This is a genomic window from Acetobacterium sp. MES1 (genome assembly GCF_002237635.1).
GTDB classification, from domain to species: Bacteria; Bacillota; Clostridia; order Eubacteriales; family Eubacteriaceae; genus Acetobacterium; species Acetobacterium wieringae.
Map to the genome: position 1 here is coordinate 18,037 of NZ_MJUY01000019.1, position 23,969 is coordinate 42,005.

At 47.8% G+C, this 23,969-nt stretch carries 18 protein-coding genes and 1 tRNA gene; all 19 read left to right on the forward strand.

The features are described from left to right. Positions 1-2 precede the first annotated feature (2 nt). Positions 3-266, forward strand: a complete 264-nt coding sequence (gene rpsO, locus BI182_RS07265) for a 30S ribosomal protein S15 (protein WP_425341595.1) — start codon at positions 3-5, stop codon at positions 264-266. 137 nt (positions 267-403) lie between these two features. After that, positions 404-2,482: a polyribonucleotide nucleotidyltransferase gene (locus BI182_RS07270; protein WP_070372314.1), complete on the forward strand. Its 2,079-nt coding sequence runs from the start codon at positions 404-406 to the stop codon at positions 2,480-2,482. Position 2,483: 1 nt separating this feature from the next. Next, the gene (gene dut / locus BI182_RS07275) at positions 2,484-2,936 is read left to right on the forward strand and encodes a dUTP diphosphatase (protein WP_148637081.1); all 453 of its coding nucleotides are present in this window, start codon (positions 2,484-2,486) and stop codon (positions 2,934-2,936) included. A 142-nt stretch (positions 2,937-3,078) separates the two neighbouring features. Next, complete coding sequence (locus BI182_RS07280) at positions 3,079-5,550, forward strand: FtsK/SpoIIIE family DNA translocase (RefSeq protein WP_286806568.1); 2,472 nt, start codon at positions 3,079-3,081, stop codon at positions 5,548-5,550. Positions 5,551-5,556: 6 nt separating this feature from the next. Further along, a complete protein-coding gene (rimO, locus tag BI182_RS07285; RefSeq protein ID WP_286806569.1) occupies positions 5,557-6,921 on the forward strand; it encodes a 30S ribosomal protein S12 methylthiotransferase RimO in 1,365 nt (454 codons plus the stop codon). Further along, positions 6,905-7,444, forward strand: coding sequence for a CDP-diacylglycerol--glycerol-3-phosphate 3-phosphatidyltransferase (pgsA, locus tag BI182_RS07290; protein WP_070372194.1), 540 nt, complete (start codon positions 6,905-6,907; stop codon positions 7,442-7,444). Before rimO ends, pgsA begins: the two co-directional genes overlap by 17 nt. Positions 7,445-7,494: 50 nt before the next feature. Beyond that, entirely contained in the window at positions 7,495-8,733 is a 1,239-nt protein-coding gene (locus tag BI182_RS07295; protein WP_286806572.1) for a competence/damage-inducible protein A, read from the forward strand. Between the two features lie 71 nt (positions 8,734-8,804). Continuing rightward, on the forward strand, positions 8,805-9,887 hold the full coding sequence (recA, locus tag BI182_RS07300) for a recombinase RecA (protein WP_070372192.1): 1,083 nt from the start codon (positions 8,805-8,807) through the stop codon (positions 9,885-9,887). 169 nt (positions 9,888-10,056) lie between these two features. Continuing rightward, positions 10,057-11,601, forward strand: a complete 1,545-nt coding sequence (rny, locus tag BI182_RS07305; RefSeq protein ID WP_139142350.1) for a ribonuclease Y — start codon at positions 10,057-10,059, stop codon at positions 11,599-11,601. 57 nt (positions 11,602-11,658) lie between these two features. After that, positions 11,659-12,465, forward strand: coding sequence for a TIGR00282 family metallophosphoesterase (locus tag BI182_RS07310; RefSeq protein WP_323396125.1), 807 nt, complete (start codon positions 11,659-11,661; stop codon positions 12,463-12,465). A 270-nt stretch (positions 12,466-12,735) separates the two neighbouring features. Next, positions 12,736-14,169 carry an adenylosuccinate lyase gene (gene purB, locus BI182_RS07315; RefSeq protein ID WP_286806574.1) on the forward strand — a complete coding sequence of 478 codons (1,434 nt, stop codon included), beginning with the start codon at positions 12,736-12,738 and terminating at the stop codon, positions 14,167-14,169. 67 nt (positions 14,170-14,236) lie between these two features. Next, positions 14,237-14,312 (forward strand) — tRNA-Trp (locus tag BI182_RS07320). A gap of 365 nt (positions 14,313-14,677) precedes the next feature. Then, the gene (locus tag BI182_RS07325; protein WP_070371366.1) at positions 14,678-16,045 is read left to right on the forward strand and encodes a citrate/2-methylcitrate synthase; all 1,368 of its coding nucleotides are present in this window, start codon (positions 14,678-14,680) and stop codon (positions 16,043-16,045) included. Positions 16,046-16,287: 242 nt separating this feature from the next. Beyond that, positions 16,288-17,226 carry a phosphate acyltransferase gene (locus BI182_RS07330; RefSeq protein WP_286806576.1) on the forward strand — a complete coding sequence of 313 codons (939 nt, stop codon included), beginning with the start codon at positions 16,288-16,290 and terminating at the stop codon, positions 17,224-17,226. Further along, entirely contained in the window at positions 17,227-19,008 is a 1,782-nt protein-coding gene (gene iorA / locus BI182_RS07335; protein WP_286806578.1) for an indolepyruvate ferredoxin oxidoreductase subunit alpha, read from the forward strand. Then, positions 19,008-19,580: an indolepyruvate oxidoreductase subunit beta gene (locus BI182_RS07340; RefSeq protein WP_286806580.1), complete on the forward strand. Its 573-nt coding sequence runs from the start codon at positions 19,008-19,010 to the stop codon at positions 19,578-19,580. Before iorA ends, BI182_RS07340 begins: the two co-directional genes overlap by 1 nt. Before the next feature lie 2 nt (positions 19,581-19,582). Then, positions 19,583-19,873: a cysteine-rich small domain-containing protein gene (locus BI182_RS07345; RefSeq protein ID WP_070371370.1), complete on the forward strand. Its 291-nt coding sequence runs from the start codon at positions 19,583-19,585 to the stop codon at positions 19,871-19,873. Between the two features lie 4 nt (positions 19,874-19,877). Further along, entirely contained in the window at positions 19,878-20,492 is a 615-nt protein-coding gene (plsY, locus tag BI182_RS07350; RefSeq protein ID WP_286806582.1) for a glycerol-3-phosphate 1-O-acyltransferase PlsY, read from the forward strand. A 504-nt stretch (positions 20,493-20,996) separates the two neighbouring features. Next, positions 20,997-23,939 carry a vitamin B12-dependent ribonucleotide reductase gene (locus BI182_RS07355; protein ID WP_286806584.1) on the forward strand — a complete coding sequence of 981 codons (2,943 nt, stop codon included), beginning with the start codon at positions 20,997-20,999 and terminating at the stop codon, positions 23,937-23,939. The last annotated feature ends 30 nt before the right edge of the window (positions 23,940-23,969 follow it).

Consider the following 23,969-nt stretch of genomic DNA (forward strand, 5'->3'; position numbering starts at 1 on the left):
TGATCACAAAAGAATTAAAAGCACAGATTGTCGCAGACTACCAAAAAGCTGAGGGTGATACTGGTTCACCAGAGGTACAAATTGCACTATTAACAGCCCGTATCAATGATCTTAATGGACACCTTCAAATCCATAAAAAAGACCATCATTCACGACGCGGTCTACTGAAACTGGTAGGTCAACGACGACGATTATTAACTTATCTGAAAGACAAAGATATCACACGATATCGTGAACTAATCCAAAGATTAGGTTTAAGAAAATAATTTGGGGCGGAGTATTCCGCCCTTTTTTTTTACCTGAAGGTTAGCACTTAATCTCCTTAACACGGTTGGTGATCCTGGTTGCTGACAAACGATAAATCTGCCATTTTTGGCGTATTATAATAGAAAGCGAGAAAAGAATGAATATTTTTGAAACTCAAATTGCTGGCCGCCCTTTCCGCGTGGAAATTGGCGAAGTGGCACAATTGGCAAAAGGTGCAGCGATGATCAGATATGGCAAAACCGAAGTTCTGGCTGTTGCTTCAGCTTCTAAAAAGCCCCGGGAAGGCATGGATTTCTTCCCACTCAGCTGTGATTACGAAGAAAAACAATACTCCGTGGGAAAATTCCCTGGTGGTTTTATTAAACGTGAAGGTCGTCCCACCGAACGGGCAATTCTAAACTCCCGACTGATGGATCGACCCATCCGCCCCTTATTCCCGAAAGGCTTTCGCAACGACGTTCAGGTAGTTGCCACGATTATGTCAGTGGATCAGGATAATGCGCCTGAAATTGCGGCAATGATTGGCTCTTCAATTGCACTGTCAATTTCGGACATCCCTTTCAATGGCCCCACCGGTGCGGTTGCTGTTGGTTATATCGATGGAAAGTACATTATCAATCCCAATGAAGCTGAGCGTGAAATCAGTGAACTGAGCCTGATTGTCTCCGGCACAAAAGACGCCATCATGATGGTGGAAGCCGGTGCCAACGAGGTTTCCGAAGAACTGATGCTGGAAGCAATTTTGCTGGCTCACGAAGAAATTAAAAAAATCGTCGCCTTTCAGGAAGAAATCGTCGCTGCTGTGGGCAAAGAAAAACAGGAATATACGCTGTTTACCCCAGCCGAAGAAATCAAAGCCGAAGTGGTTGCTTTCTTAGGGGATCAGTTGACAACTGCCGTTAAAACAGCCGATAAGCTGGAACGACTGGATAATATTGAGGCCACTAAAAATCTGGTCAGAGCACATTTTGCAGAAACCTATCCCAACCAGGGCAATGATATCGACGAGATTCTGAATTCGCTGGTCAAAAAAGAAATTCGTCGGATGATTCTTGAAGATCGGATTCGTCCAGACAACCGAAAAATGGATGAGATCCGTCCGATCACCGCCAAAATTGACTTTCTTGAAAGACCCCATGGTTCCGGATTATTTACCCGGGGTGAAACCCAAGTCTTGTCTGTAGTCACCCTGGGGGTTTTAGGAGATGTCCAGAAACTGGATGGTTTATCCAACGAAGATTCCAAACGCTATATTCACCACTATAATTTCCCGGCCTACAGTGTTGGCGAAGCCCGACCATCCCGGGGCCCCGGCCGCCGTGAAATCGGACATGGTGCTCTGGCCGAACGGGCACTGATTCCGGTGCTGCCATCCGAAGATGAATTCCCCTACGCAATCCGGGTGGTATCGGAAGTGTTAAGTTCCAACGGTTCCACCTCCCAGGCCAGTGTCTGCGGCAGCTCGCTGTCATTAATGGCTGCTGGAGTGCCCTTAAAAGCGCCAGTTGCCGGGATTGCCATGGGTCTGATCAAAGAAGACGATAAACTGGCGATTCTTTCGGATATTCAGGGGATGGAAGACTTCCTCGGCGATATGGACTTTAAGGTAGCGGGAACTGCTGAGGGGATCACCGCAATTCAGATGGACATTAAAATCGATGGCATCAACAAGCAGATTTTAACCGAAGCCCTGGAACAGGCCCGGATTGGCCGACTGCATATCCTTGGCATTATGAATGACGAAATTGCCGAGTCCCGCAAAGATTTATCACCCTATGCGCCTCGAATTATTATTTTCCAGATTAAACCCGACAAGATCCGTGACGTTATCGGTTCTGGCGGTAAGGTTATTAATAAGATCATCGATGATACCGGCGTTAAAATTGATATTGAAGATGATGGCCGGATCTTCATTGCTTCTGTGGATACCGAATCCGGTAATCGAGCCAAAGAAATTATCGAAAACATCGTCCGTGAAGTGGAAGTGGGTGAGGTCTTAACCGGTAAGGTCGTCCGAATTATGAATTTTGGTGCCTTTGTATCCCTACCAGGTGGCAAAGACGGTTTGGTCCATATTTCCAAACTGGCTCACGAGCGGGTCAATGCCGTTGAAGACGTGGTTAAAATTGGCGATGAGGTCACCGTTAAAGTCATGGAAATTGATGGACAGGGCCGCATTAATCTGTCCCGGAAGGCCGTTTTGCCAAAGGAATAAGATGAATAATAGATATTCAATTAAAATACTGAATCAGTCACCATTTCCACTGCCGGAATATCAGACCCCAGGCGCTGCCGGAGTTGATTTGCGAGCCAATCTGGATGGTAAAATGATCATCATGCCCCACAAGGTCTATCAGATTCCCACCGGCATTTTTCTGGAAATGCCGATAGGGGTGGAAGCTCAGATTCGGGCCCGCAGTGGCTTGGCCCTTAAACATGGCCTATCGCTGGTCAACGGCGTCGGCACCATTGATGCTGATTATCGGGGAGAAATTAAGATAATTCTGATAAACTTACTCGATAAGCCCTACCAGCTGGAACCCGGCGAACGGATTGCCCAGATGGTCTTCTCGGAATATGTCAAAGCCGATTTTGTGGAAGTTTTAAGCGTAGACGAATTGGCCGCCAGTAAGCGGGGCGATGGTGGCTTTGGCCATTCAGGAAAATAATGGTATTGTTAAAAAGTACGCTGAGGTCATGAACCCTTCATTGATTGCTGCACCGCTTTCCAATCATACTTCCATAACACAATCTCAAGGTGCAGGTATCCCTGCACCTTTTATCATTTCTTTTTTTAAACAGAGGAGCATAATGGCAACAACTAAGAAACCAAATCAAACTAAACCAAATAACAAATCAAATAAAGGGAAAACCAAAAAGAAACCGGCCCCGAAAACAGCCAAACGGTTTTCCATCAGTAACATGGCCATCGGAATCTTCTTAATCATTCTGGGGGTTTTCTCGATTTATGCCTACATCGACTTTAATGCCGGGATGGTGGGCAACTTTGTCAGTCAGGCCTTTTCGTATTGCTTTGGCGCCCTGACGATTTTTATATCTCTCTATCTCTGCGCCCTGGGGGTGGTATTGTGTCTGAATAAAATAACTGATTGGGCCACCACCTTTGTACTGACCTTCTTATTATTTGTTAACATGATGATCGGTTTTACAATTTATGCCCCCAATCTGATGGACTACAGTCTTCTGGAGCTGTTCAGTTTGGCCCAGTATGGCCAATACGGTGGGATTATCGGGATTCTGCTGGCAGTTCTGTTTATTAAGCTGTTTGCGGTCAAAGGCACCCTGCTGCTGATTGTTGTCAGCTCGGCCATTATCTTAATTTTTATTTTCCGCAACCGACTAAAAAAATATTTAAGCCAAATTAAGGAAAAAAGTGACAATGCCCCTCCGGTCAAAGACCGGCTGAAAGACCGGCTGGCGATGCTAAAGGAAAAACAGCAGATCAGAAAAGAGGTCAAGGCGACTAAGGAGCGGACCTCCGAAACCACCCTGATTCCGATGGTGGGTGATTTTGATGAGAACGCCCCCTTGTTTGAACCTTATCAGATTAATGAAACCCATCCGCCCCTTCCGCCCACAGAAAAACCCCTGTTTGAACCGGTCACCGGGGTGATTCCGGCGACTAAAAAGAAAACCCGGCAGGATCCCTTCGGCTTTATTGAAGAAGATGCCGACGAACCGGAAACCCCGATGAAGATTCACGAGAATTTCCTCAAGCCGCCCAATTTTGATGACTTGGGGACGACTAAAAAAGCCGCCAACAAAGATTATCACAAAGAAACGAAAACGGACGATGAAACAAAGGTATTAGACTTGTCCGCAGTCAGTTTTGAAGATGAGGTTGAGGAATACACCTTTCCGACGTTGGAACTTTTAAATCCACCGGCCACTAAAAAAAAGTCCAAAAAAGATGATGTCATTAAGAAAGCCCGAATCATCGAAGAAACCCTGAAAAATTTTGGCGTCAAAGCCAAAATCGTCGAGGTCAATGTCGGTCCCAGCATAACCCGCTTTGAACTGCAGCTTGATCCGGGGGTTAAAGTTAATAAATTTGTCAATCTCTCCTCTGATCTGGCGCTCAGTCTGGCCACTTCGGATATCCGGATTGAGGCCCCGATTCCCGGCAAGGCGGCGGTCGGCATTGAGGTTCCCAATGATGTATCAGAAATCGTCGGTCTTAGGGAAATTATTGATACCCCGCCCTTTAAAAACAGCAAAAGTCCACTGACCTTTGCCCTGGGAAAAACCCTGTCCGGCGAAAATGTGATTGGCGATATCGGCAAAATGCCCCATGTTCTGATTGCCGGTTCCACCGGCTCGGGAAAAAGTGTCTGTATCAACAGTATTATAGTCAGTCTGATCTTTAAGTCGTCTCCGGAAGAATTGCGGTTTATTATGATCGACCCCAAAATGGTGGAACTCAATCAGTATAACGCCATTCCGCATCTACTGATTCCGGTGGTGACCGATCCAAAAAAGGCTGCCTATGCACTGAACTGGGGCTTGAAAGAAATGACTGACCGCTATATGCTCTTTAAAAATGCCGGGGTTCGGGATATCGAGGGTTACAACGAACAAATGCTTTCGTCCGGGCAGAAGAAACTGCCCCGGATCGTGATCGTCATTGATGAGTTGGCCGATCTGATGATTACCTCACCCAAAGAATGCGAAAATGCTATCTGCCGGATCGCCCAATTGGCCCGGGCTTGTGGGATCCACTTGATCATTGCCACCCAAAGGCCGTCAGTGGATGTAATCACCGGTTTGATCAAGGCCAATATTCCCTCGCGAATTGCCTTTGCTGTGGCCTCTAATACTGATTCACGGACGATTCTCGATACCGGCGGGGCCGAAAAACTACTTGGTAAGGGGGATATGCTCTATTACCCGGTGGGGCAGTCCAAGCCGACCCGGGTTCAGTGTACCTATGTCTCGGATGCCGAGATTAATGCCGTGATTGATGCTGTCAAACCCCAGAAGGGCCATCAGTATGATGCCGCCATTGAAGAAGCCATTTCCCAGGAACCGGAGGAAAAACCGCAGAACCGGGAAGGTGATGTACTGCTGGAAGATGCCTTGAATATTGCCTTTGAATACAACCAGCTGTCAACCTCGATGCTGCAGCGAAAACTGCAGGTAGGTTACGCCCGGGCTGGCCGGATTATTGATGACCTTGAAGAACGGGGAATTATCTCCGGGCCCAACGGCAGCAAACCCCGGCAGATTCTGATTACTGAAGATGAATATAATAGGAGAGATTAGCATAAAATGAAGACCATCCACATGACCACCCTGGGCTGTGATAAAAACACCATCGATTCAGAAATGATGCTGGGTTTGATTGCCGAGAAAAACTACGAAATAATCGATGAGCCCCAGGAAGCTGCGATTATTATTGTCAATACCTGCTGTTTTATCCAATCGGCCAAGGAACAATCAATTGAATATATTCTTGACTATGTTGGCTATAAAAATTCCGGCTCCTGCCAGCTGCTGATTGTCGCCGGTTGCATGGCCGAGCGCTATCATACTGAACTGGCCGAGGAAATCCCGGAAATTGACGGCTTTTTAGGGGTGGGCCATTTTGACAATATTGTTGATTTGATCACGTCGCTGGAAAGACCGGTGGCTGATCCGGCCAGCCCGCCCACAAGCCCTGTGATGCCCCAGTATTTTGGCGATATTGACAAAGCCATCAGCCAAACCAGGCGTTATCTAAAACCGGGAACAGTGTCCACCTTTATCCGCATCAGCGAAGGCTGCGACCACGGCTGTACCTATTGTGTCATCCCCAAGATCCGTGGAAAATACCGCAGTCGCCCCAGCCAGGAAATTTTTTCTGAACTTCAGTACCTGAGGGACCAGGGGATTGAGGAGATCATCTTGATTGGTCAGGACATTGCCCCATATGGCCAGGATCTGGATGAAGGTCTGGACTTGCCAGCTCTGCTTGAAGTAATTGCCAGCAATTTTGATTTTACCTGGATTCGGATGATGTATCTTTACCCCGAGGGCATTACCGACAAGCTTCTGGCAGTGGTCAAGCGCCATCCTGCTATTTGTCAGTATTTTGATATTCCGCTACAGCATCTCAATGATGAGGTGTTAAAACGGATGGGTCGGAAGATGAGCTTTGCGCAGATTAGCCAACTGGTAAAAAAGATACGCCAAACCCTGCCCGATACGGTGCTGCGAACCTCGATTATCACGGGTTTTCCCGGAGAAACGGTTGCGGCCCACACGGATCTGATAAATAAAATAAAAGTGTTGCCTTTTGATCATTTAGGGGTATTTAAGTATTCACAGGAAGAAAATACTCCGGCCGCTGAATTTATGGATCAGTTGACCGAGGACCAGAAAGAACAGCGTTATGACGAAATCATGATCACCCAGCAGGCGCTTTCTTATCACCAGAAACAACGTTTTATCGGCAAAACCCTGAAGGTACTGCTTGAAGGTGTCGAGGATGGGGCCTATTATGGCCGTTTTTATGGCGATGCCCCGGAAATTGATGGCACCGTATTTGTCGAAAGTAGTGATCCCTTAACAATCGGAGAATTTTATTCCGTTAAGATAGTTCAAGCCCTCGAATATGATTTGATAGGAGATATTGAAAATGAATTTACCAAATAAGATTACCGTTGTCAGAATGGTCATGATCCCTTTTTTCATTGCTGCACTGCTGATTGATTTTCCTTACCACGAGCCAATTGCGGCGGCCCTGTTCATTATCGCTTCATTGACCGACAGCCTTGATGGCTATCTGGCCCGCAGCCGTAACCTGGTCACCGATTTCGGCAAGTTTATGGACCCGCTGGCTGACAAGTTACTGGTTTGTTCGGCACTGATCTGCTTTGTCCAGCTGGGCTCGGTTCCGGCCTGGATGGTGATAATCATCATTGCCCGGGAATTTGCCATCACCGGTCTGCGGTCGCTGGCGGCTGCCGATGGGATCATCATTGCTGCCAGCAAATGGGGCAAGGCCAAAACCATTTCGCAGATGATTGCCATTATTCTAATACTCTTTAACAACTGGCCATTTTCGCTTCTCAGTATTCCGATGGCCGACATTATGATGGTTGTGGCCACCTTGCTGACCCTGTATTCAGGAATTGATTATCTGATTCTTAATAAAAAAGTGTTTCGTTCGATGTAATTTGTTACGCCAATATGTATTAATCATCAAACTTTGAGAGGAAATGACCAATGAAATGTGAATTGATTTCGGTGGGCACGGAGCTGTTAGTAGGGGATACCCTGAACACCAATGTTCAGTTTTTATCCCGGGAGTTGTCCCTGTTGGGGATCCGGGTGTGTTTTCATACCACCGTGGGGGATAATCCGCAGCGTTTGGAAGAAGCGGTGCGAATCGCCTTTGAGCGCAGCGACCTGATTATTACCACCGGCGGACTGGGGCCCACCCAGGATGATCTGACCAAGGAAGTGATTGCTGAAATTTTTGGCAAAAAGCTGGTTCAGGATCAAAAAACCAAAGACGATTTAATGGCGTACTTTGCCAACCGGGAGTTTACCATGACCCCCAACAACCTCAAGCAGACCTTTATTCCCGAAGGTGCCGAGATTTTATTTAATCCCTGCGGCACGGCCCCGGGGATTTTACTGAGAGAGCAGGGGCGGATTATTATCATGTTGCCAGGGCCACCCCGGGAAATGACCCGCATGTTTGAAGAAGCAGTGTTGCCGGTGTTACAGCAGGATCATCAACAGCTGGTGATTTCACGGTACTACAATCTCTCGGATATTGGCGAATCGGCGGCTGAAGACCGGCTGCTGGATCTGATTGATACCCAGGTCAACCCGACCATTGCCACCTATGCCAAGATGGGTGAGGTACTGGTGCGGATTACCGCCAATGGCCATGATGAAAATGAAATCAATGCGCTTTTGGATCACTACGAAGGGATTATGCTGTCCCGGTTTGAAGACCATATTTTCACTTTTTCCAAAGCATCGCTCCAGGAAACGGTAGCCGAATTATTAATGACCAACTCCATCACGCTGGCCACCGCCGAGTCCTGCAGCGGCGGCCTGATTGCCGCCCAGTTGACCGAACAGCCGGGGATTTCCAAAATTTTTGGCTTTGGTTTAGTGACCTACTCTAATGAAGCTAAAATGAAGCTCTTGAATGTTTCAAAAGCCACCCTGGATACCTATGGGGCCGTTAGTGCCGAAACCGCCAGCGAAATGTGTAAGAACCTGTCAGCCCTTTCCGGAGCCCGGCTTAATGTGTCGGTCACCGGGATTGCCGGTCCGGACGGCGGCAGTGACGAAAAACCAGTGGGACTGGTCTATATTGGCATCTGTTTTGATGACCAGACCGAAGTCTATCGCTATCATTTTAATGGCGACCGCAAAGTCGTGCAGCAGAAAACCGCCAATAAGGTCTTCCATCTGATCTGCAAAACCATAGTTGACAAAGCGTAATTGAATCGTTATAATTAAATCAGAACGAACGTTCCGAAACGAATGTTTCAATAAAGATAGGATGGTTACAAATGGCTGAAAAATCAAAAATAAATAGTGAAGAATTAACCGATAAACAAAAGGCTCTGGATGCAGCTCTACGAAACATCGAAAAGAGTTTTGGTAAAGGTTCGGTCATGCGCCTCGGTGATGAAGCTGCCAAACTGAATGTCGAAGTCATTTCGACTTCATCCATCGGCCTGGATATGGCATTGGGTGTGGGCGGCGTACCCCGGGGTCGGGTGGTGGAAATCTACGGTCCGGAATCCTCCGGGAAGACCACGATTGCCCTTCACATCATTGCTGAAGCGCAAAAAACTGGCGGTAATGCCGCCTTCGTCGATGCCGAGCATGCCCTGGATCCGACCTATGCCAAGGCTCTGGGCGTCGATATTGATAATCTGCTGGTAGCCCAACCGGATACCGGCGAACAGGCCATGGAAATTGTTGAAGCCCTGGTGCGCAGTAATGCCATTGACGTCATTGTCATCGACTCGGTGGCAGCCCTGGTGCCCCGAGCCGAAATCGATGGTGAAATGGGGGATTCCCACATGGGTCTCCAGGCCCGACTGATGTCCCAGGCACTTAGAAAGCTGACTGGGGTCATTAAAAAATCGAACACCACCACCATCTTTATCAATCAGTTACGCGATAAAATCGGGGTGATGTTTGGTAATCCCGAAACCACCACCGGCGGGAAGGCCCTTAAATTTTATGCCTCGGTACGAATTGACGTCCGCCGGATTGAATCCCTGAAAAAAGGCACCGAAATTATTGGTAACCGGACCCGGGCGAAGATTGTCAAAAACAAAATTGCGCCGCCCTTTAAACAGGCTGAGTTTGACATTATGTATGGTAAGGGTATTTCCAAAGAAGGGGATCTTCTTGATGTTGGCGTCGATTTTGGAATCGTCGACAAATCCGGCTCCTGGTTCTCCTATAATGAGCAACGACTGGGACAGGGTCGGGATAACTCCAAGGAGTTTTTAATAGCCAACCCCGATGTTGCCGATGCCATCGAAGCCGAAATCCGGGCCAAAAATGCGGCCAGCAAAATGACGGCTGAACCCGAAGCGGTTGAAGCAGACCTGCTCGAAGATGAAGAGATTGAATAAGCAAACCATCAATAAAACCATAAAAAAAGAGCCGTTTAGCGGTTCTTTTTTTGATTTCTTAAAAATAACCCCTGGTGGGGTTCTTTGTTTCTTGACACTATTTTCAAAAGAGTATAAAATATAGATCATGATGAGTAGATTAAAAACATAGCAAATCGTTTATAAGGAGGTGAAAATTATAGACATACTAACAATAATTTTATTCATTGGTATCATCGCTGCGTTTGGAATTGGTTATTTGGTACGCAAAAATATTGCCGAAGGCAAGATAAAGAATGCTGAATTAACCGCCACAACGATTGTGAATGATGCCGTCAAAGAAGGAGAAACTTTGAAAAAGGAAATTCTATTTGATGCAAAGGAAGAATCTTTGAAATTAAAAGAATCCCTTGAAAAAGATAATCGTGAACGACGAGCCGAGCTTCAGAAACTTGAAAATCGCTTGATTCAAAAAGAAGAAAACCTTGAGAAGAAGCTGACAAATTTAGAACGCAGTGAAGAATCTCTGGCCCGAAAAAGCAAAGAACTCGAAAAGAAGCAAGAAAAAGTTGAAAGCATGTATGACGAGCAGGTCAAGGAACTTGAGCGGATTTCCGGGCTTACTTATGAAGAAGCAAAAGAAATTTTGCTGGAAGACATCAGTAAAGATACCCGTCAGGAAGCGGCGATTATGATTCGTCAGATTGAAGCTGAATCAAAAGCCACTGCTGATAAAAAAGCCAAAGAACTGATTGCCCAATCGATTCAACGTTGCGCCGCCGACCATGTGGCTGAACAAACCATTACGGTGGTCAACCTGCCAAATGACGAGATGAAGGGCCGAATCATCGGTCGGGAGGGTCGGAATATCCGCACCCTGGAAACCCTCACCGGGATTGATCTGATTATTGATGACACCCCGGAAGCCGTTATTCTTTCTGGTTTTGATCCGATTCGTCGGGAAGTGGCCAGATTGTCTCTGGAAAAACTGATTATTGATGGTCGAATCCATCCTGCCCGGATTGAGGAGATGGTCAAAAAATCGCAAAAGGAAGTCGACAACCATATCAAAGAGGTCGGCGAACAAGCTTGTTTTGATACCGGCATTCATGGCCTGCACCCGGAAATTGTCCGGCTTTTGGGACGGCTTAAATACCGTACCAGCTATGGTCAAAATGTATTAAAGCATTCCATTGAAGTATCTCATCTGGCGGGCATCATGGCCGCCGAATTGGATGGAAACATTAAGATCGCCAAGCGAGCAGGATTATTACATGATATTGGAAAAGCGATTGATCATGAGGTCGAAGGGCCCCATGTTGAAATTGGAGTCAATGTATTAAAAAAATACAAAGAAAATAAAAACGTTATTCATGCTGTCGAAGCTCATCATGGTGATGTTGAAGCCCGGACGATGGAAGCCGTTCTGGTTCAGTCAGCGGATGCCATTTCAGCAGCACGACCTGGTGCCAGACGAGAAACCCTAGTTTCTTATATCCAACGGTTACAGGAACTGGAAACCATTGCCATGTCCTTTGATGGGGTTGAGAAATCATACGCCATTCAGGCTGGACGTGAAGTCAGAATTATGGTTAAACCAAATGAAGTTAACGATGATGAAATGATTTTGCTGTCCCGAGATATTGCCAAGAAGATTGAAGCTGAAATGGAATATCCCGGTAACATTAAGGTTAATCTGATTCGTGAAACGAGAGCTAGCGACTACGCTAAATAGTCTAAAAGGGGAGAGATTCTCCCCTTTTTTTAGTCAGTTTTTAATGCAGAAGGATAAATGATGAAGATACTAATACTGGGGGACGTCTATGGCCGCCCCGGACGAAAAATTTTAAAAGACCAACTGGCCACAATCATTGCCGAACAAGACATTGATTTTACGGTTGTTAATGGCGAAAATGCCTCCGGGGGTAATGGTCTCTCGACTAAAAATGCCAAAGAATTGCTAAATTTGCCGATTGATGTCATCACCATGGGCAACCATGTCTGGCAGCAAAAAGAGCTACTTGAAACCATTGCCGACTTTCCGCAGATTATCCGGCCCCTGAATTATCCCGACCCCTGTCCAGGCAAAGGCTATGATTTTTTTAACTGCACCCTAAAAGATGGCCGTACCAAACGAATTGCGGTGGTGAATCTGTCCGGCCAGATTTTTATGCCCAACTTAAACTGCCCTTTTAATATGATGGCACCACTCCGAGAGTCCTTAAAAGCCGCCGCCGATCTGGTGTTGGTTGATTTTCATGCCGAAGCCACCTCGGAAAAAATTGCCTTCGGGTATTTTATGGATGGTTACGCCACTGCCGTTTATGGCACCCACACCCATGTCCAGACAGCCGACGAACGGATTTTAACTGGCGGTACGGCCTATATTACCGACATCGGGATGACCGGACCACTTGATGGCGTGATTGGGGTGGATTCCCAGATCATTCTTGATACCATGCTAACAAAACGGCCCAGCCGTTTTGTGACAGCCACTGGTTCTGTTCAGATCAATGGGATTATTTTGACCATCGATGAACTTGAAAACAAAGTGACGCACATCACTCGATTATATCAAACCTACGAAACCGACCAGTAAGCGGCGGTTTTAAATGGAAAATTAAAAGCTTCGAACAATGAGTGCTTTGGGTGCAGTTTCCACAAACAATTTTGTAACGTGTAGGCGAACAGTTCAGAGAACTGTCCGCCGTACAGTGAAAAAATTCGCGAAGGCAACGAGCCAATCACAAGCTTGCTTGTAGTTGGCGACTGCCCGCGACAAAGAAGAAATTCGCATCGCGAATTCTTCTGGTGTTTCGTGCGAAACTGGACGCAAAGCTCACGGATTTAAATATGAAAGGAATAAATTATGAAAGCATACTATGAAAACCCCCTGATTGAGCGGTATTCCTCAAAGGAGATGCTCCATATCTTCTCAGCGGACAATAAATTTCAAAGCTGGCGGAAGCTGTGGGTGGCTCTGGCCGAAGCCGAGCAGGAACTGGGACTTAACATCAGCGACACCCAGATTGCCGAACTGAAAGCCAACATCACCAACATCGATTATGAGCTGGCAGCCCAAAAAGAAAAAGAACTGCGCCACGATGTCATGGCCCATGTCCATACCTATGGCGCCCAATGTCCAACAGCCAAGGGGATCATTCATCTCGGTGCCACCAGTGCCTATGTCGGGGACAATACCGATGTGATTGTTTACAGCCAGGGTCTGGTTCATGTCCGTAAGCAGGTCCTTAATCTGATCAACCACCTGTCCCGCTTTGCCGCCCAGTATAAAGAGTTGCCGACCCTCGGCTTTACCCATTTTCAGCCAGCTCAGCTGACCACCATTGGTAAACGGGCCTGTTTATGGATTCAGGATCTGCTGATGGATCTGGCGGATCTTGATCATCTGCTTAGCAATGTTAAGCTGTTGGGGGTTAAAGGTACCACCGGCACCCAGGCCAGTTTTATGGAACTGTTTGACAATGATCACGACAAGGTTAAAAAACTGGATACCCTGGTGGCCCAAAAAATGGGCTTTAAAAAATCATTTGCGGTCAGCGGGCAAACCTATTCCCGTAAATTTGATGCCCAGGTGTTTGGTGTCCTCAGCGGCATCGCCCAGACCCTGACCAAATTTGCCACCGACATCCGTCTTTTGCAAAATCTCAAAGAGGTGGAGGAACCCTTTGAAAAAAACCAGATCGGGTCATCGGCGATGGCCTATAAACGCAACCCGATGCGGTCCGAACGGATTTGTTCACTGGCCCGTTATATCATTGTCAATGCCCTGAACCCGGCTCTGACGGCCTCGGCCCAATGGTTTGAGCGAACCTTGGATGATTCGGCCAACAAGCGGATCTCAATTCCCGAAGGCTTTCTGGCTACCGATGCCATTCTGATGATTGCCATGAATGTTTCGGAAAACTTGGTGGTATACCCCAAGGTGGTGCGCCAGCATATCGATGCCGAGCTGCCCTTTATGGTCACCGAGAACATTATTATGGAAGGGGTCAAGCGGGGTGGTGATCGTCAGGATCTCCACGAAAAAATCCGGGTGTTGTCGATGGAAGCTGGCCATACTGTGAAGGTGGAAGGGAAACCCAATGACCTGATTGAACGAATCCTTAAAGATCCTGCCTTCAACTTAAAAACCGAGGATGTCGATGCCTTAATGGACCCCAGCCTCTATGTTGGTCGGGCGCCCCAACAGGTCGATGATTTTATCAGCGAAGAAGTGGCTCCGGTGCTTGAGGCCAATCAGGATCTGCTCACTCTCAGCAAGATTGATTTAAAAGTATAGAATAAAAAGTTTATAAAGATATTGACAAACACATCAGCAGCACTTATAATATAGTAGTTGCTGTTGTAGGGGTATAGCTCAGTTGGTAGAGCAGTGGTCTCCAAAACCACGTGCCGAGGGTTCAAATCCTTCTGCCCCTGCCAAAAATAAAGGATAAACTTCGATTCGATGAATCGGAGTTTTTTTTTATCTCAAAAATTGCGGCGGCTTTTGGGGTAAGAAACGATTCGGTTTAAAATTCCGAAATTATTTAATAATGAAAGAATTAAATACAAACTTTCAAATTTATAATAATTTTCCCATCATTTACGGAAAATAAAAGACTAAAAAGATATTGTATAAGAATGTCTTTCAAAAAAGCATAAAAAAATAATAAATTAACTTTATCTCATTGAGCTTTTAAGGTATAATAAGCTAACATTAAGTCGGGCGATTGCGAAATGCATAAACGGCCTGTCAGGCCCCGCAATTTTGTAATGGCAAAAAATAAGAAAGATAGAGGAGATTGATGATGAATCGTGTGTTTTCGGAAATTACCCCTGAAATTATAGAGTATAGTGAATTATGCGTAAAAAATAGCACCATTGAGCCAGAGTTATATAAAAAATTCAAGGTCAACCGGGGTCTCCGGGATTTAGACGGTAACGGGGTCTTAACCGGACTGACCGAAATCTCGGAAATCCAGGCTTATATCTTTGAAGACGGCAAAAAAATCGGAACCGAAGGAAAACTCTTCTATCGGGGTGTCGACGTTGAAGCCATGGTTGACGGCTTTGTCAAAGAAAAACGGTTCGGTTTTGAAGAAGTGGTTTATCTGCTGCTGTTTGGCAGTCAACCCAATTCAGACGAGCTGGAACGCTTTACCACCGTGCTGGGAAACTATCGCAGCCTGCCCACCAGCTTTGTACGGGATATTATTATGAAGGCCCCCAGCTCTGATATGATGAACACTCTGGCCCGTAGTGTTCTGACCCTGTTTTCCTATGATGACAAAGCCAGCGATGTCTCGATTCCCAATGTACTGCGGCAATCTCTGGAGTTAATCGCTCTGTTTCCGCTGTTGGCAGTCTATGGTTACCAGACCTATAAACATTATCACGATGACCAGAGTCTGTTTATTCACCAACCGCAACCGCATCTGTCAACGGCCGAAAATATTCTCTACATTTTACGGCCGGACAGCCGGTATACTGAGCTGGAAGCCCGGATTCTGGATATCGCCCTGGTGCTTCATGCCGAACACGGTGGCGGTAACAACTCGACCTTTACCACCCATGTGGTGTCGTCTTCGGGCACTGACACCTACTCAGTCATTGCGGCGTCACTGGGTTCGTTAAAAGGCCCCAAACATGGTGGAGCAAATATTAAAGTGGTGGAAATGTTTGAAGACATGAAAAAAACTCTGGATGATTGGACCGATGAAAAACAGGTGCGCCAGTATCTGGTGGATCTGCTTAATAAACGGGCCTTCGACAATGCTGGATTGATCTACGGGATGGGTCACGCCATCTATTCGGTATCGGATCCCCGGGCCAATGTCTTTAAAGGGTTTGTCAAAAGCCTCTCTGAAGAAAAGGGCCTCCACGATGAGTTTGAACTGTATTCGATGGTGGAACGACTGGCGCCGGAAGTCATCGGTGAAGAACGTAAAATCTACAAGGGTGTCAGTGCCAATGTCGACTTTTACAGCGGCTTTGTTTACAGCATGCTGGGCCTGCCTCTGGAACTGTTTACGCCGATTTTTGCGATTGCCCGAATTGCTGGTTGGAGTGCTCACCGTTTGGAAGAGCTGATCAATGCCGGAAAGATTATCCGTCCGGCCTACATGCACGTCAGCGAACGCCGGGATTACGAACCACTGAATAAGCGCCAATAATTTCCTTTAACATGGGGCGCATAAGGCAAAAATATCCCCGAAATTTAATCGTCTTTCTGATCGCTTCTGTGCTAGAATAGATCAGGAAGACTTTTTTTATGTGACCCTGTCGCAACCCGGAACCTGCCTGTTTTTACATGCAAGATCTTTGTTTTGGCAACGGGGTAATTGTAACAAAATTGTGTCTTTATTATGGGTTTAAATTAGTGTATAATATTACAGATGAATTAAATGAGGTTAAGATGTACAATACTTTTGAAGAGATTGGTCAGGCGGTTCAGAGTGGCTCCAAAGGTACCCTGGTGGTGGCAGCGGCGGCTGAAAGTGAGCTGCTGCGGGCTCTATCAGCCGCCAACGGATTGTATCTGGAGCACATCATTCTGGTTGGCAGTCGCAGCCGGATTGAGGCCATCAGCAGTGCCCAAAAAATTGATCTAAGCAGGATGACAATTATTGATTGTGACGATCTGGCCACGGCCTGTGAACAGGCCGTGGCTCTGGTTCGTCAGGGCCAGGCTAATTTTATTATGAAAGGCCTGGTCGATACCTCTATCTTTTTAAAAGCCGTCATCCATAAGACCAACGGCCTGTTGATTGGCCGCCTGCTTAGCAGCATTATGATGGTTCGGATGGCCAGCTATCACAAATTTCTGATCCTGTCCGATGGTGGGATGATCATCGATCCGGATCTGGAAAAGAAAAAAGGAGTTATCAGTAATGCCGTGGATTTTTCACGCTTGCTGGGACTTAACCCGATTAAAGTCGGCTGCCTGGCGGCCAAGGAAAAGGTCAATCCCAAAATGCCAGCGACGGTGGATGGGGCAGCCCTGAAGCAACTGGGCGAGGCCAATTATTTCGGCCAGGATGTGCTGGTGGAGGGCCCGATTGCCATGGATCTGCTGATCTCTAAAACAGCGGCCCGGATTAAGGGCTATGAATCGGCGGTAGCTGGTGATGTTGACGTCATTGTCATGCCCAACATTGAAACCGGTAACGCCGTCATGAAGGTCATGACCCATCTGGGTCAGGCACAATTGGGTGGGATTGTGATGGGAGCCTGTGTTCCGATTATTTTGACCTCCCGATCCGATTCGTTTGAAAACAAATTAAATTCAATCATTCTCGGGGCTTTTTTGGCCCAGCGAATGGATAATTGTCACCAATTACGAGAGGAGCATTAAATGAAGCTATTACTGACAGGAAATGAAGCCATCGCCCGAGGGGCCTGGGAGGCGGGGGTCAAGTTTGCCACTGCCTATCCAGGAACACCCAGTACTGAAATTCTAGAAAACGTCGCTACCTATCCGGAGATTGTCTCGGAGTGGGCACCCAATGAAAAGGTGGCCCTGGAAGCGGCTGCCGGTGCGGCCATCGGCGGCGTCCGCAGCCTCTGTGCCATGAAACACGTCGGCGTCAATGTCGCCACCGATCCGCTCTTTACTCTGGCATATCTGGGAGTTAACGCCGGAGCTGTGCTGGTTACCGCTGATGAACCGGGGATGCATTCGTCCCAGAACGAACAGGACAACCGCAACTATGCCCGTCATGCCAAGGTCTGCATGTTTGAACCTTCCGACAGCCAGGAAGCCAAGGATATGATTAAGGAAGCCTACGCCATCAGCGAAGACTACGACTTGCCGGTGCTGTTCCGGATGACCACCCGGGTCTGTCACTCCAAATCAATTGTTTCCTGCAGTGACCGGCTTGAAGTAGCCGATAAACCCTACGAAAAAGATATCCGCAAATACTGTCCGCTACCGGCTTTTGCTCGGGGCATGCAGGTTAAACTGGCCGATAATTTTGCCCGCCTGGAAGAGTATTCCAACACCACGCCCTTTAATTACATTGAAGATAATGGGGCAGAGATTGGCATTATCGGTTCAGGCGTGGCCTACCGCTATGCCAAGGAAGTGTTTGGCAACAGTGTTTCCTATTTAAAGATCGGCTTTAGCTATCCACTGCCGATGGAAAAAATTGCCGAGTTTGCCAAGGGCAAGAAAACCGTCTATATCTTTGAAGAAAATGATCCGATTATGGAGAAGGAAATCAAAGCGGCCGGAATTAATTGTGTCGGCAAAGAAAAACTGCCAACCATGGGTGAGCTGACCCCGGATCGTATCCGTCAGGCACTGCTTGGGGAAGTACCCCAGGTGATCCAGCCCAATCCTGAGATGGTGCTGCCCCGACCGCCAGCCCTCTGCGCCGGATGTCCCCACCGTGGGGTGTTCTACGAGCTGGGTCGCCGCAAGGATCTGATGATCTTTAGTGATATCGGCTGTTATTCGTTGGGGTTAATGCCACCCTATAATGCCACCGATGCGATGATCTGCATGGGGGCCAGTATCAGTGGTGGCCATGGCGTCCAGAAAGCCTTTGACATCAAGGGCGATCACTCCAAAAAAGTGGTTTCGATTCTTGGCGACTCGACCTTTTTCCACTCCGGCATCACCAGTCTGATGGATGTGACCTATAACAAAAGTAATACCTTAACGATTATTCTCGACAACCGCATTACCGGGATGACCGGCCATCAGCAGAATCCCGGCACCGGCTATGACTTAAAAGGCGATGACGCCCCAATCATTGACATCGAAGCGATGGTCAAAGCCTGCGGCGTTAAAAACCTGATTTCGGTCGATCCCAATAATTTAAAAATTGTGCAGGAAGCCATTGAATGGGGACTCAATGTTGATGGCCCGGCGGTCATTATTACCCGTTGGCCCTGTGTGCTTAAAAAATTCTCGGCCCAGGATCAGACCGAATTCCCCACCGCTTTTAAAATGGTGGCTACCGTTGACCTTGATACCTGTATCGGCTGTAAAAAATGCCTGAAGTCCGGTTGTCCGGCCCTGGCTTTTGACTTGACTAATAAAAAATCCGGCATTCTTAAAGAAACCTGTGTTGGCTGTGGAGTTTGTGCCCAGATCTGTCCCAAACAGGCCATTACTGTGGAGGTAAGATAATGGAGACTAAAAATATTGTACTCGTTGGCGTCGGTGGTCAGGGCACCATTCTGGCAGCCAAGCTTTTGACCACCGGCTTAATGGCCGCTGGTTATGACGTCAAAATGAGCGAAATCCACGGCATGAGTCAGCGGGGCGGATCGGTTTCATCGCTGGTACGTTACGGTGACGATGTCCAGTCGCCGGTAATTGAAATCGGCTCGGCCGATATTGTTGTGGCCTTTGAAAAGATGGAAGGACTGCGGTCTCTGGAATACTTAAAACCGACCGGCAAAATGATTGTCAACGACACCGAAATTTTCCCGCTGTCGGTAATTATCGGAGCCACCACCTATCCGGAAAATATTCTGGACGAAATAAAGAGTAAGGTCAATCTGCGGGTGATGGCCGCCACCAAAATGGCCGAAGAATTGGGGAACCCCAAGGTCATGAACGTGATTCTGCTGGGTTCAATTATTAAATCGATGGGCCTCACCGACATTGATTGGGAAGCCATCATTGCCGAAAATGTCAAACCGCAGTTTAAGGAACTCAACGTCAAAGCCCTTAAGGCCGGAATGGACGCTGTCTGACCATGAAAAAGGACGATTCAAATTTTAAATTTTTTCAGCATACCGCCTGTGAGTACTTTCCCTGCCATCCGGTTGATTGCTTGGACGATTTTAATTGTCTGTTCTGTTATTGTCCGCTCTATGCCCTGGCAGAAAATTGCGGTGGCAGTTTTACCTACACGAAAAAGGGTATAAAAAACTGTAGTGCCTGCAATTTTCCTCATCAGCGGGAAAATTTTGATACAGTGCTCGAAAAGCTGGGAACGCTCATTGAACAACTCAGAACAACTAAAATTAATCAGTTAAAGGAGTAGTGATATGTCGATTATTATTGGAATTGTTTTTGTTGTGGCGGCTTATTTAATTGGAAACTTAAATTTTGCCTATATTCTGGTGAAGTTTTTAAAGAATGAAGATGTCCGCAACTACGGCAGCGGCAATGCCGGCACCACCAACGTGCTCCGTGTCATGGGGAAGAACGTCGCCATTCCGGTGTTTCTGCTAGACGCCTTAAAGGGCACTCTGGTGATTCTGGTCGGTCGCTATGCCCTGAATGTTGATGAGGTGTTTCTGGTTTTAGGCGGCATCGCCGTTGTGGCCGGCCATAACTGGCCCGTCTTTCTGCAGTTTCGGGGCGGTAAGGGTACTGCCACTTCGCTGGGGGTATTTCTGGTCTATGACTGGGAAGTCGCCGTCATTGCCATTATGATCGGTCTGATTGTGCTGGCCATCTGGAAAATGGTATCCCTGACCTCAATGGTGGGGATGACCATGCTGCCAATTTTTACCCTGCTCTTTGGCCGCTCGGTGGCCGAAATTGTTTTCGCCTTTGTGCTCTGCCTCTTTAGTATCTATCAGCACCGCAAAAACATCGGCCGGATCATCCAGGGCAAAGAAAGCAAGCTGGGTCAAAAAGTTAAGATGAAAAATTAATATACTTAAGGCTCAAGCATGGGCCCTTCATACTGTCAAAAAAGCTAACCCAGTACCGACAATTGTTAGATCATGTTGTACGCATCGGAGCGGACACGGCATCGCCTGTCCGATTCCGCAGCGTACAACAGATTAACAATTGGTCGGTACGGTATTTTATCAATAACTTACAAGGCTCAAGCATGAGCCTTTTTATTTGCGCCCGGCCAGGCGGGTAAATTATTGGCGAAAAACATAAAAATACATTGTCGGGCACTATATATATGTTTATAATTAGAGATGCATCGCAAGATGGTGTATGATAAACACTTTTACATTGATGCGATCATGTCGAACAATAATTGCTTTGATGTCAGTTTTCACAAACGATTTTGTAACGTGTAGGCGAACAGTCGACAGACTGTACGCCGTACAGTGTAAAAATTGTTTGGTGCAAAACTGGCAGCGAAGCTCACGGCACTTTGGCAATTGCCGTATGTTTTATCTACAAGGAGGACGAAGAAATTGAATCAAATAAATCAGCTGTTTACGCGGGTCTTTACCAAAGAACTGGAAGATTCCGATAAAACCGTCTATGATCTGTTTTCGTGGCAGACCGTTGACGTGATCTTAAAAAACTATCAGACCGGGGAAATTATTTATGAAATGACCGATCTGGAATTCCCCGAGCATTACTCGCAAAATGCCTGTAACATTATTGCCACCAAATATTTCCGCCGCAAAGGGGTGCCCAACGGCTATGGCTACGAGCACAGCATGCGGGAAATTGCAGACCGGCTGGTCGGCTTCTGGACCGACGCCATCCGGGCCGAAGGCCTGATTGATAATGATGAGCAGTGGCAGATCTATTATGACGAGCTGGTCTATGCCTTCCTGATGCAGATGTGGGCCCCCAACTCGCCGCAATGGTTTAACACCGGCCTCAAACGCAGCTATGACATTGCCGGTTCCAAGGATGATCTTTATTACTACGATGAAGAAAGCGGCCAGGTGTTGGAATCAGTAGACCGCTACAGCCGCACCCAGGCCAGTGCCTGCTTTATCCTCTCGATTCAGGATCGGCTGCTGGGCGACCATTCCATTTCCGAGCATTATGTCAGTGAAACCAAGCTGTTTAAGGGCGGCTCCGGCGTTGGTACCAATTTCTCCAACCTGCGGGCAGCCAATGAAGGCCTGACCAGCGGCGGCCAGTCCTCGGGGATGATGAGTTTTTTGCAGGGGCTGGATCGCAATGCCGGGGCCATTAAATCCGGGGGTACCACCCGCCGGGCGGCCAAGATGGTGATTGTCGATATCGATCATCCTGAAATTGATACCTTTATCAACTGGAAAGTCAAGGAAGAAGCAAAAGTCCGGGCCCTGGGCAAAATGGGCTATGATATTTCGATGGACGGCGAAGCCTACCAGACGGTCAGCGGCCAGAACAGCAACAACTCGGTGCGGCTCAATGCCGAATTCATGCAAGCGGTCTTAAACTTAAAAAGTGAACCCGACCATAAAATGAAACTGCGGGGCCGGGTCGATGACCGGGTTGACCGGGAGGTACCGGTTCAGGAATTATGGCAGCATCTTAATCAGGCTGCCTGGGAATGTGCCGATCCGGGGATTCAGTTTGACGATATTTTCAATGCCTGGCATACCTGTCCGGGTGGTGAAGATGGTGACCTGACGGCTAAAATAAACCGCATCAATGCCACCAATCCCTGTTCGGAGTATGCTTTCTTAGATGATACGGCCTGTAATCTGGCGTCCATCAATGTCTATAAATTTTACAATCCCGAAGACAACAGTTTTGAGATCGAGCCCTTTATTCATCTAGTCGGGCTGATTCAATGTGCCCTGGAAGGCTCCATCTATCATGGCCAGTTTCCGACCCCAGATGTGGCCCGCAAATCCTATCTGTTTCGGACCACCGGTCTGGGCATTGCCAACGCCGCCTCCCTGCTGCTGGCCCTGGGCTACCCCTATGACTCAGCCGAAAGCCGTAACCTGATCGCCGGGATCACCGGGATCATGACTGGAACCTCCTACCATGTGTCGGCGCTGATGGCCGGTAAAATTGGCGCCTTCCCCAAATATGAAATCAACAAACCCTATATGGGGCGGGTCATCCGCAACCACAGCCGTGTGGCTGGCGCCCGGACCGACGACTATGAAGAACTGCACTATGAACCGATTAAAATAAACCACAAGCTGCTTCAGAAAATGGGCTTTAAGGAAATCAGCAGCCAGCTCAAAAACGCCTGGAAATTGGCGGAAGAAGCCGGGGCGACCCATGGCTACCGCAACGCCCAGGTATCGGTGATTGCCCCCACCGGGACGATCTCCTTTGCGATGGATTGCGGTGCCACCTCGGTGGAACCCTTTTATAACCACGTCGTCTTTAAAAAATTAATCGGCGGCGGCTCCATGGAAATTGTCAATCCGGTGCTGGAGCAGGCGCTTTACAACCTCGGTTACAGCGAAAAGGAAGTGGGGGATATCCTCACCTATATCCTGGAAAAAGATGCCAAGGGCTATTTTCTCCATGAGGGAGTGGCCGGTGCGCCCCATCTTAAGCCCGAGCATCTGCCGATTTTTGACACCGCCAATACCATTTCCCCGATGGGTCACGTGTTGATGGTGTCAGCCATTACCCCGATGATCAGCGGCTCGGTTTCAAAAACTGTCAACCTGCCCCATGATGCCACCGTGGCCGATGTTGAAAACATCCATCTGCTGGCCTACCGCACCGGCACCAAGGCGATTGCCATTTACCGGGATGCCTGCAAAGCCTCCCAGCCGCTGAGCTCCGGCATGGCCGAGGATGTCGATCGCAGCGTTGATGACTACAGCTACGCCGAACTCCTGGCCCTGGTCAAGGAAGGCACCAGCAAGGCCTTAAACCGGGTTCGGCCGGAAGGGATGCGGCTGAGTCGTACCCATGCTGCCAAAATTGGCGACATTGAACTCTATATCACCATTGGTTTTTATGAAGACGGCGGCATCGCCGAGATCTTTGTCTCAACCGATAAAGAGGGGACCGTGGTTAAGGGGCTGTTGGCCTCGCTGTCCAAGTCGATCTCCAACATGTTGCAGTACCACATCCCGCCGGATCAGATCTCTAAAATGCTGCGGGGCCAGAAATATGAGCCCTCGGGCTTTGTCTCCCGGCACCCCTATATCAAGTTTGCCTCGTCGATTTCGGATCTGATCAGTAAGGTCATTGATATTGAGCATGGCGACTTTTCCAATTGTCAGGTTAAGCCCAAGAACTTTACCCTGATGAACAAACAAAACCTGGTTCGCAGTGTCAGCACCGGTGAAGCCACACCCGACTATAACAAGGATGGCGGTGGGGAAGTGCTCTATGGTGAAACCTGCAGCCACTGCGGCAGTGACCGGATGATGCAAAACGGCACCTGCAAGCTCTGTCTCGATTGTGGCACCACCACCGGCTGCAGCTAAAAAAGCGTTGCGGTTTTCGCATTGTTTGAT

Excerpts from the sequence above, each read along its gene's own strand:
- BI182_RS07270 (WP_070372314.1), top strand. The coding sequence starts at position 404 with ATGAATATTTTTGAAACTCAAATTGCTGGCCGCCCTTTCCGCGTGGAA.
- rimO (WP_286806569.1), top strand. The coding sequence starts at position 5,557 with ATGAAGACCATCCACATGACCACCCTGGGCTGTGATAAAAACACCATC.
- iorA (WP_286806578.1), top strand. The coding sequence starts at position 17,227 with ATGAAGCTATTACTGACAGGAAATGAAGCCATCGCCCGAGGGGCCTGG.
- recA (WP_070372192.1), top strand. The coding sequence starts at position 8,805 with ATGGCTGAAAAATCAAAAATAAATAGTGAAGAATTAACCGATAAACAA.
- BI182_RS07345 (WP_070371370.1), top strand. The coding sequence starts at position 19,583 with ATGAAAAAGGACGATTCAAATTTTAAATTTTTTCAGCATACCGCCTGT.
- BI182_RS07280 (WP_286806568.1), top strand. The coding sequence starts at position 3,079 with ATGGCAACAACTAAGAAACCAAATCAAACTAAACCAAATAACAAATCA.
- BI182_RS07340 (WP_286806580.1), top strand. The coding sequence starts at position 19,008 with ATGGAGACTAAAAATATTGTACTCGTTGGCGTCGGTGGTCAGGGCACC.
- plsY (WP_286806582.1), top strand. The coding sequence starts at position 19,878 with ATGTCGATTATTATTGGAATTGTTTTTGTTGTGGCGGCTTATTTAATT.
- BI182_RS07325 (WP_070371366.1), top strand. The coding sequence starts at position 14,678 with ATGATGAATCGTGTGTTTTCGGAAATTACCCCTGAAATTATAGAGTAT.
- BI182_RS07295 (WP_286806572.1), top strand. The coding sequence starts at position 7,495 with ATGAAATGTGAATTGATTTCGGTGGGCACGGAGCTGTTAGTAGGGGAT.
- pgsA (WP_070372194.1), top strand. The coding sequence starts at position 6,905 with ATGAATTTACCAAATAAGATTACCGTTGTCAGAATGGTCATGATCCCT.
- BI182_RS07310 (WP_323396125.1), top strand. The coding sequence starts at position 11,659 with ATGATGAAGATACTAATACTGGGGGACGTCTATGGCCGCCCCGGACGA.
- BI182_RS07330 (WP_286806576.1), top strand. The coding sequence starts at position 16,288 with ATGTACAATACTTTTGAAGAGATTGGTCAGGCGGTTCAGAGTGGCTCC.
- purB (WP_286806574.1), top strand. The coding sequence starts at position 12,736 with ATGAAAGCATACTATGAAAACCCCCTGATTGAGCGGTATTCCTCAAAG.
- dut (WP_148637081.1), top strand. The coding sequence starts at position 2,484 with ATGAATAATAGATATTCAATTAAAATACTGAATCAGTCACCATTTCCA.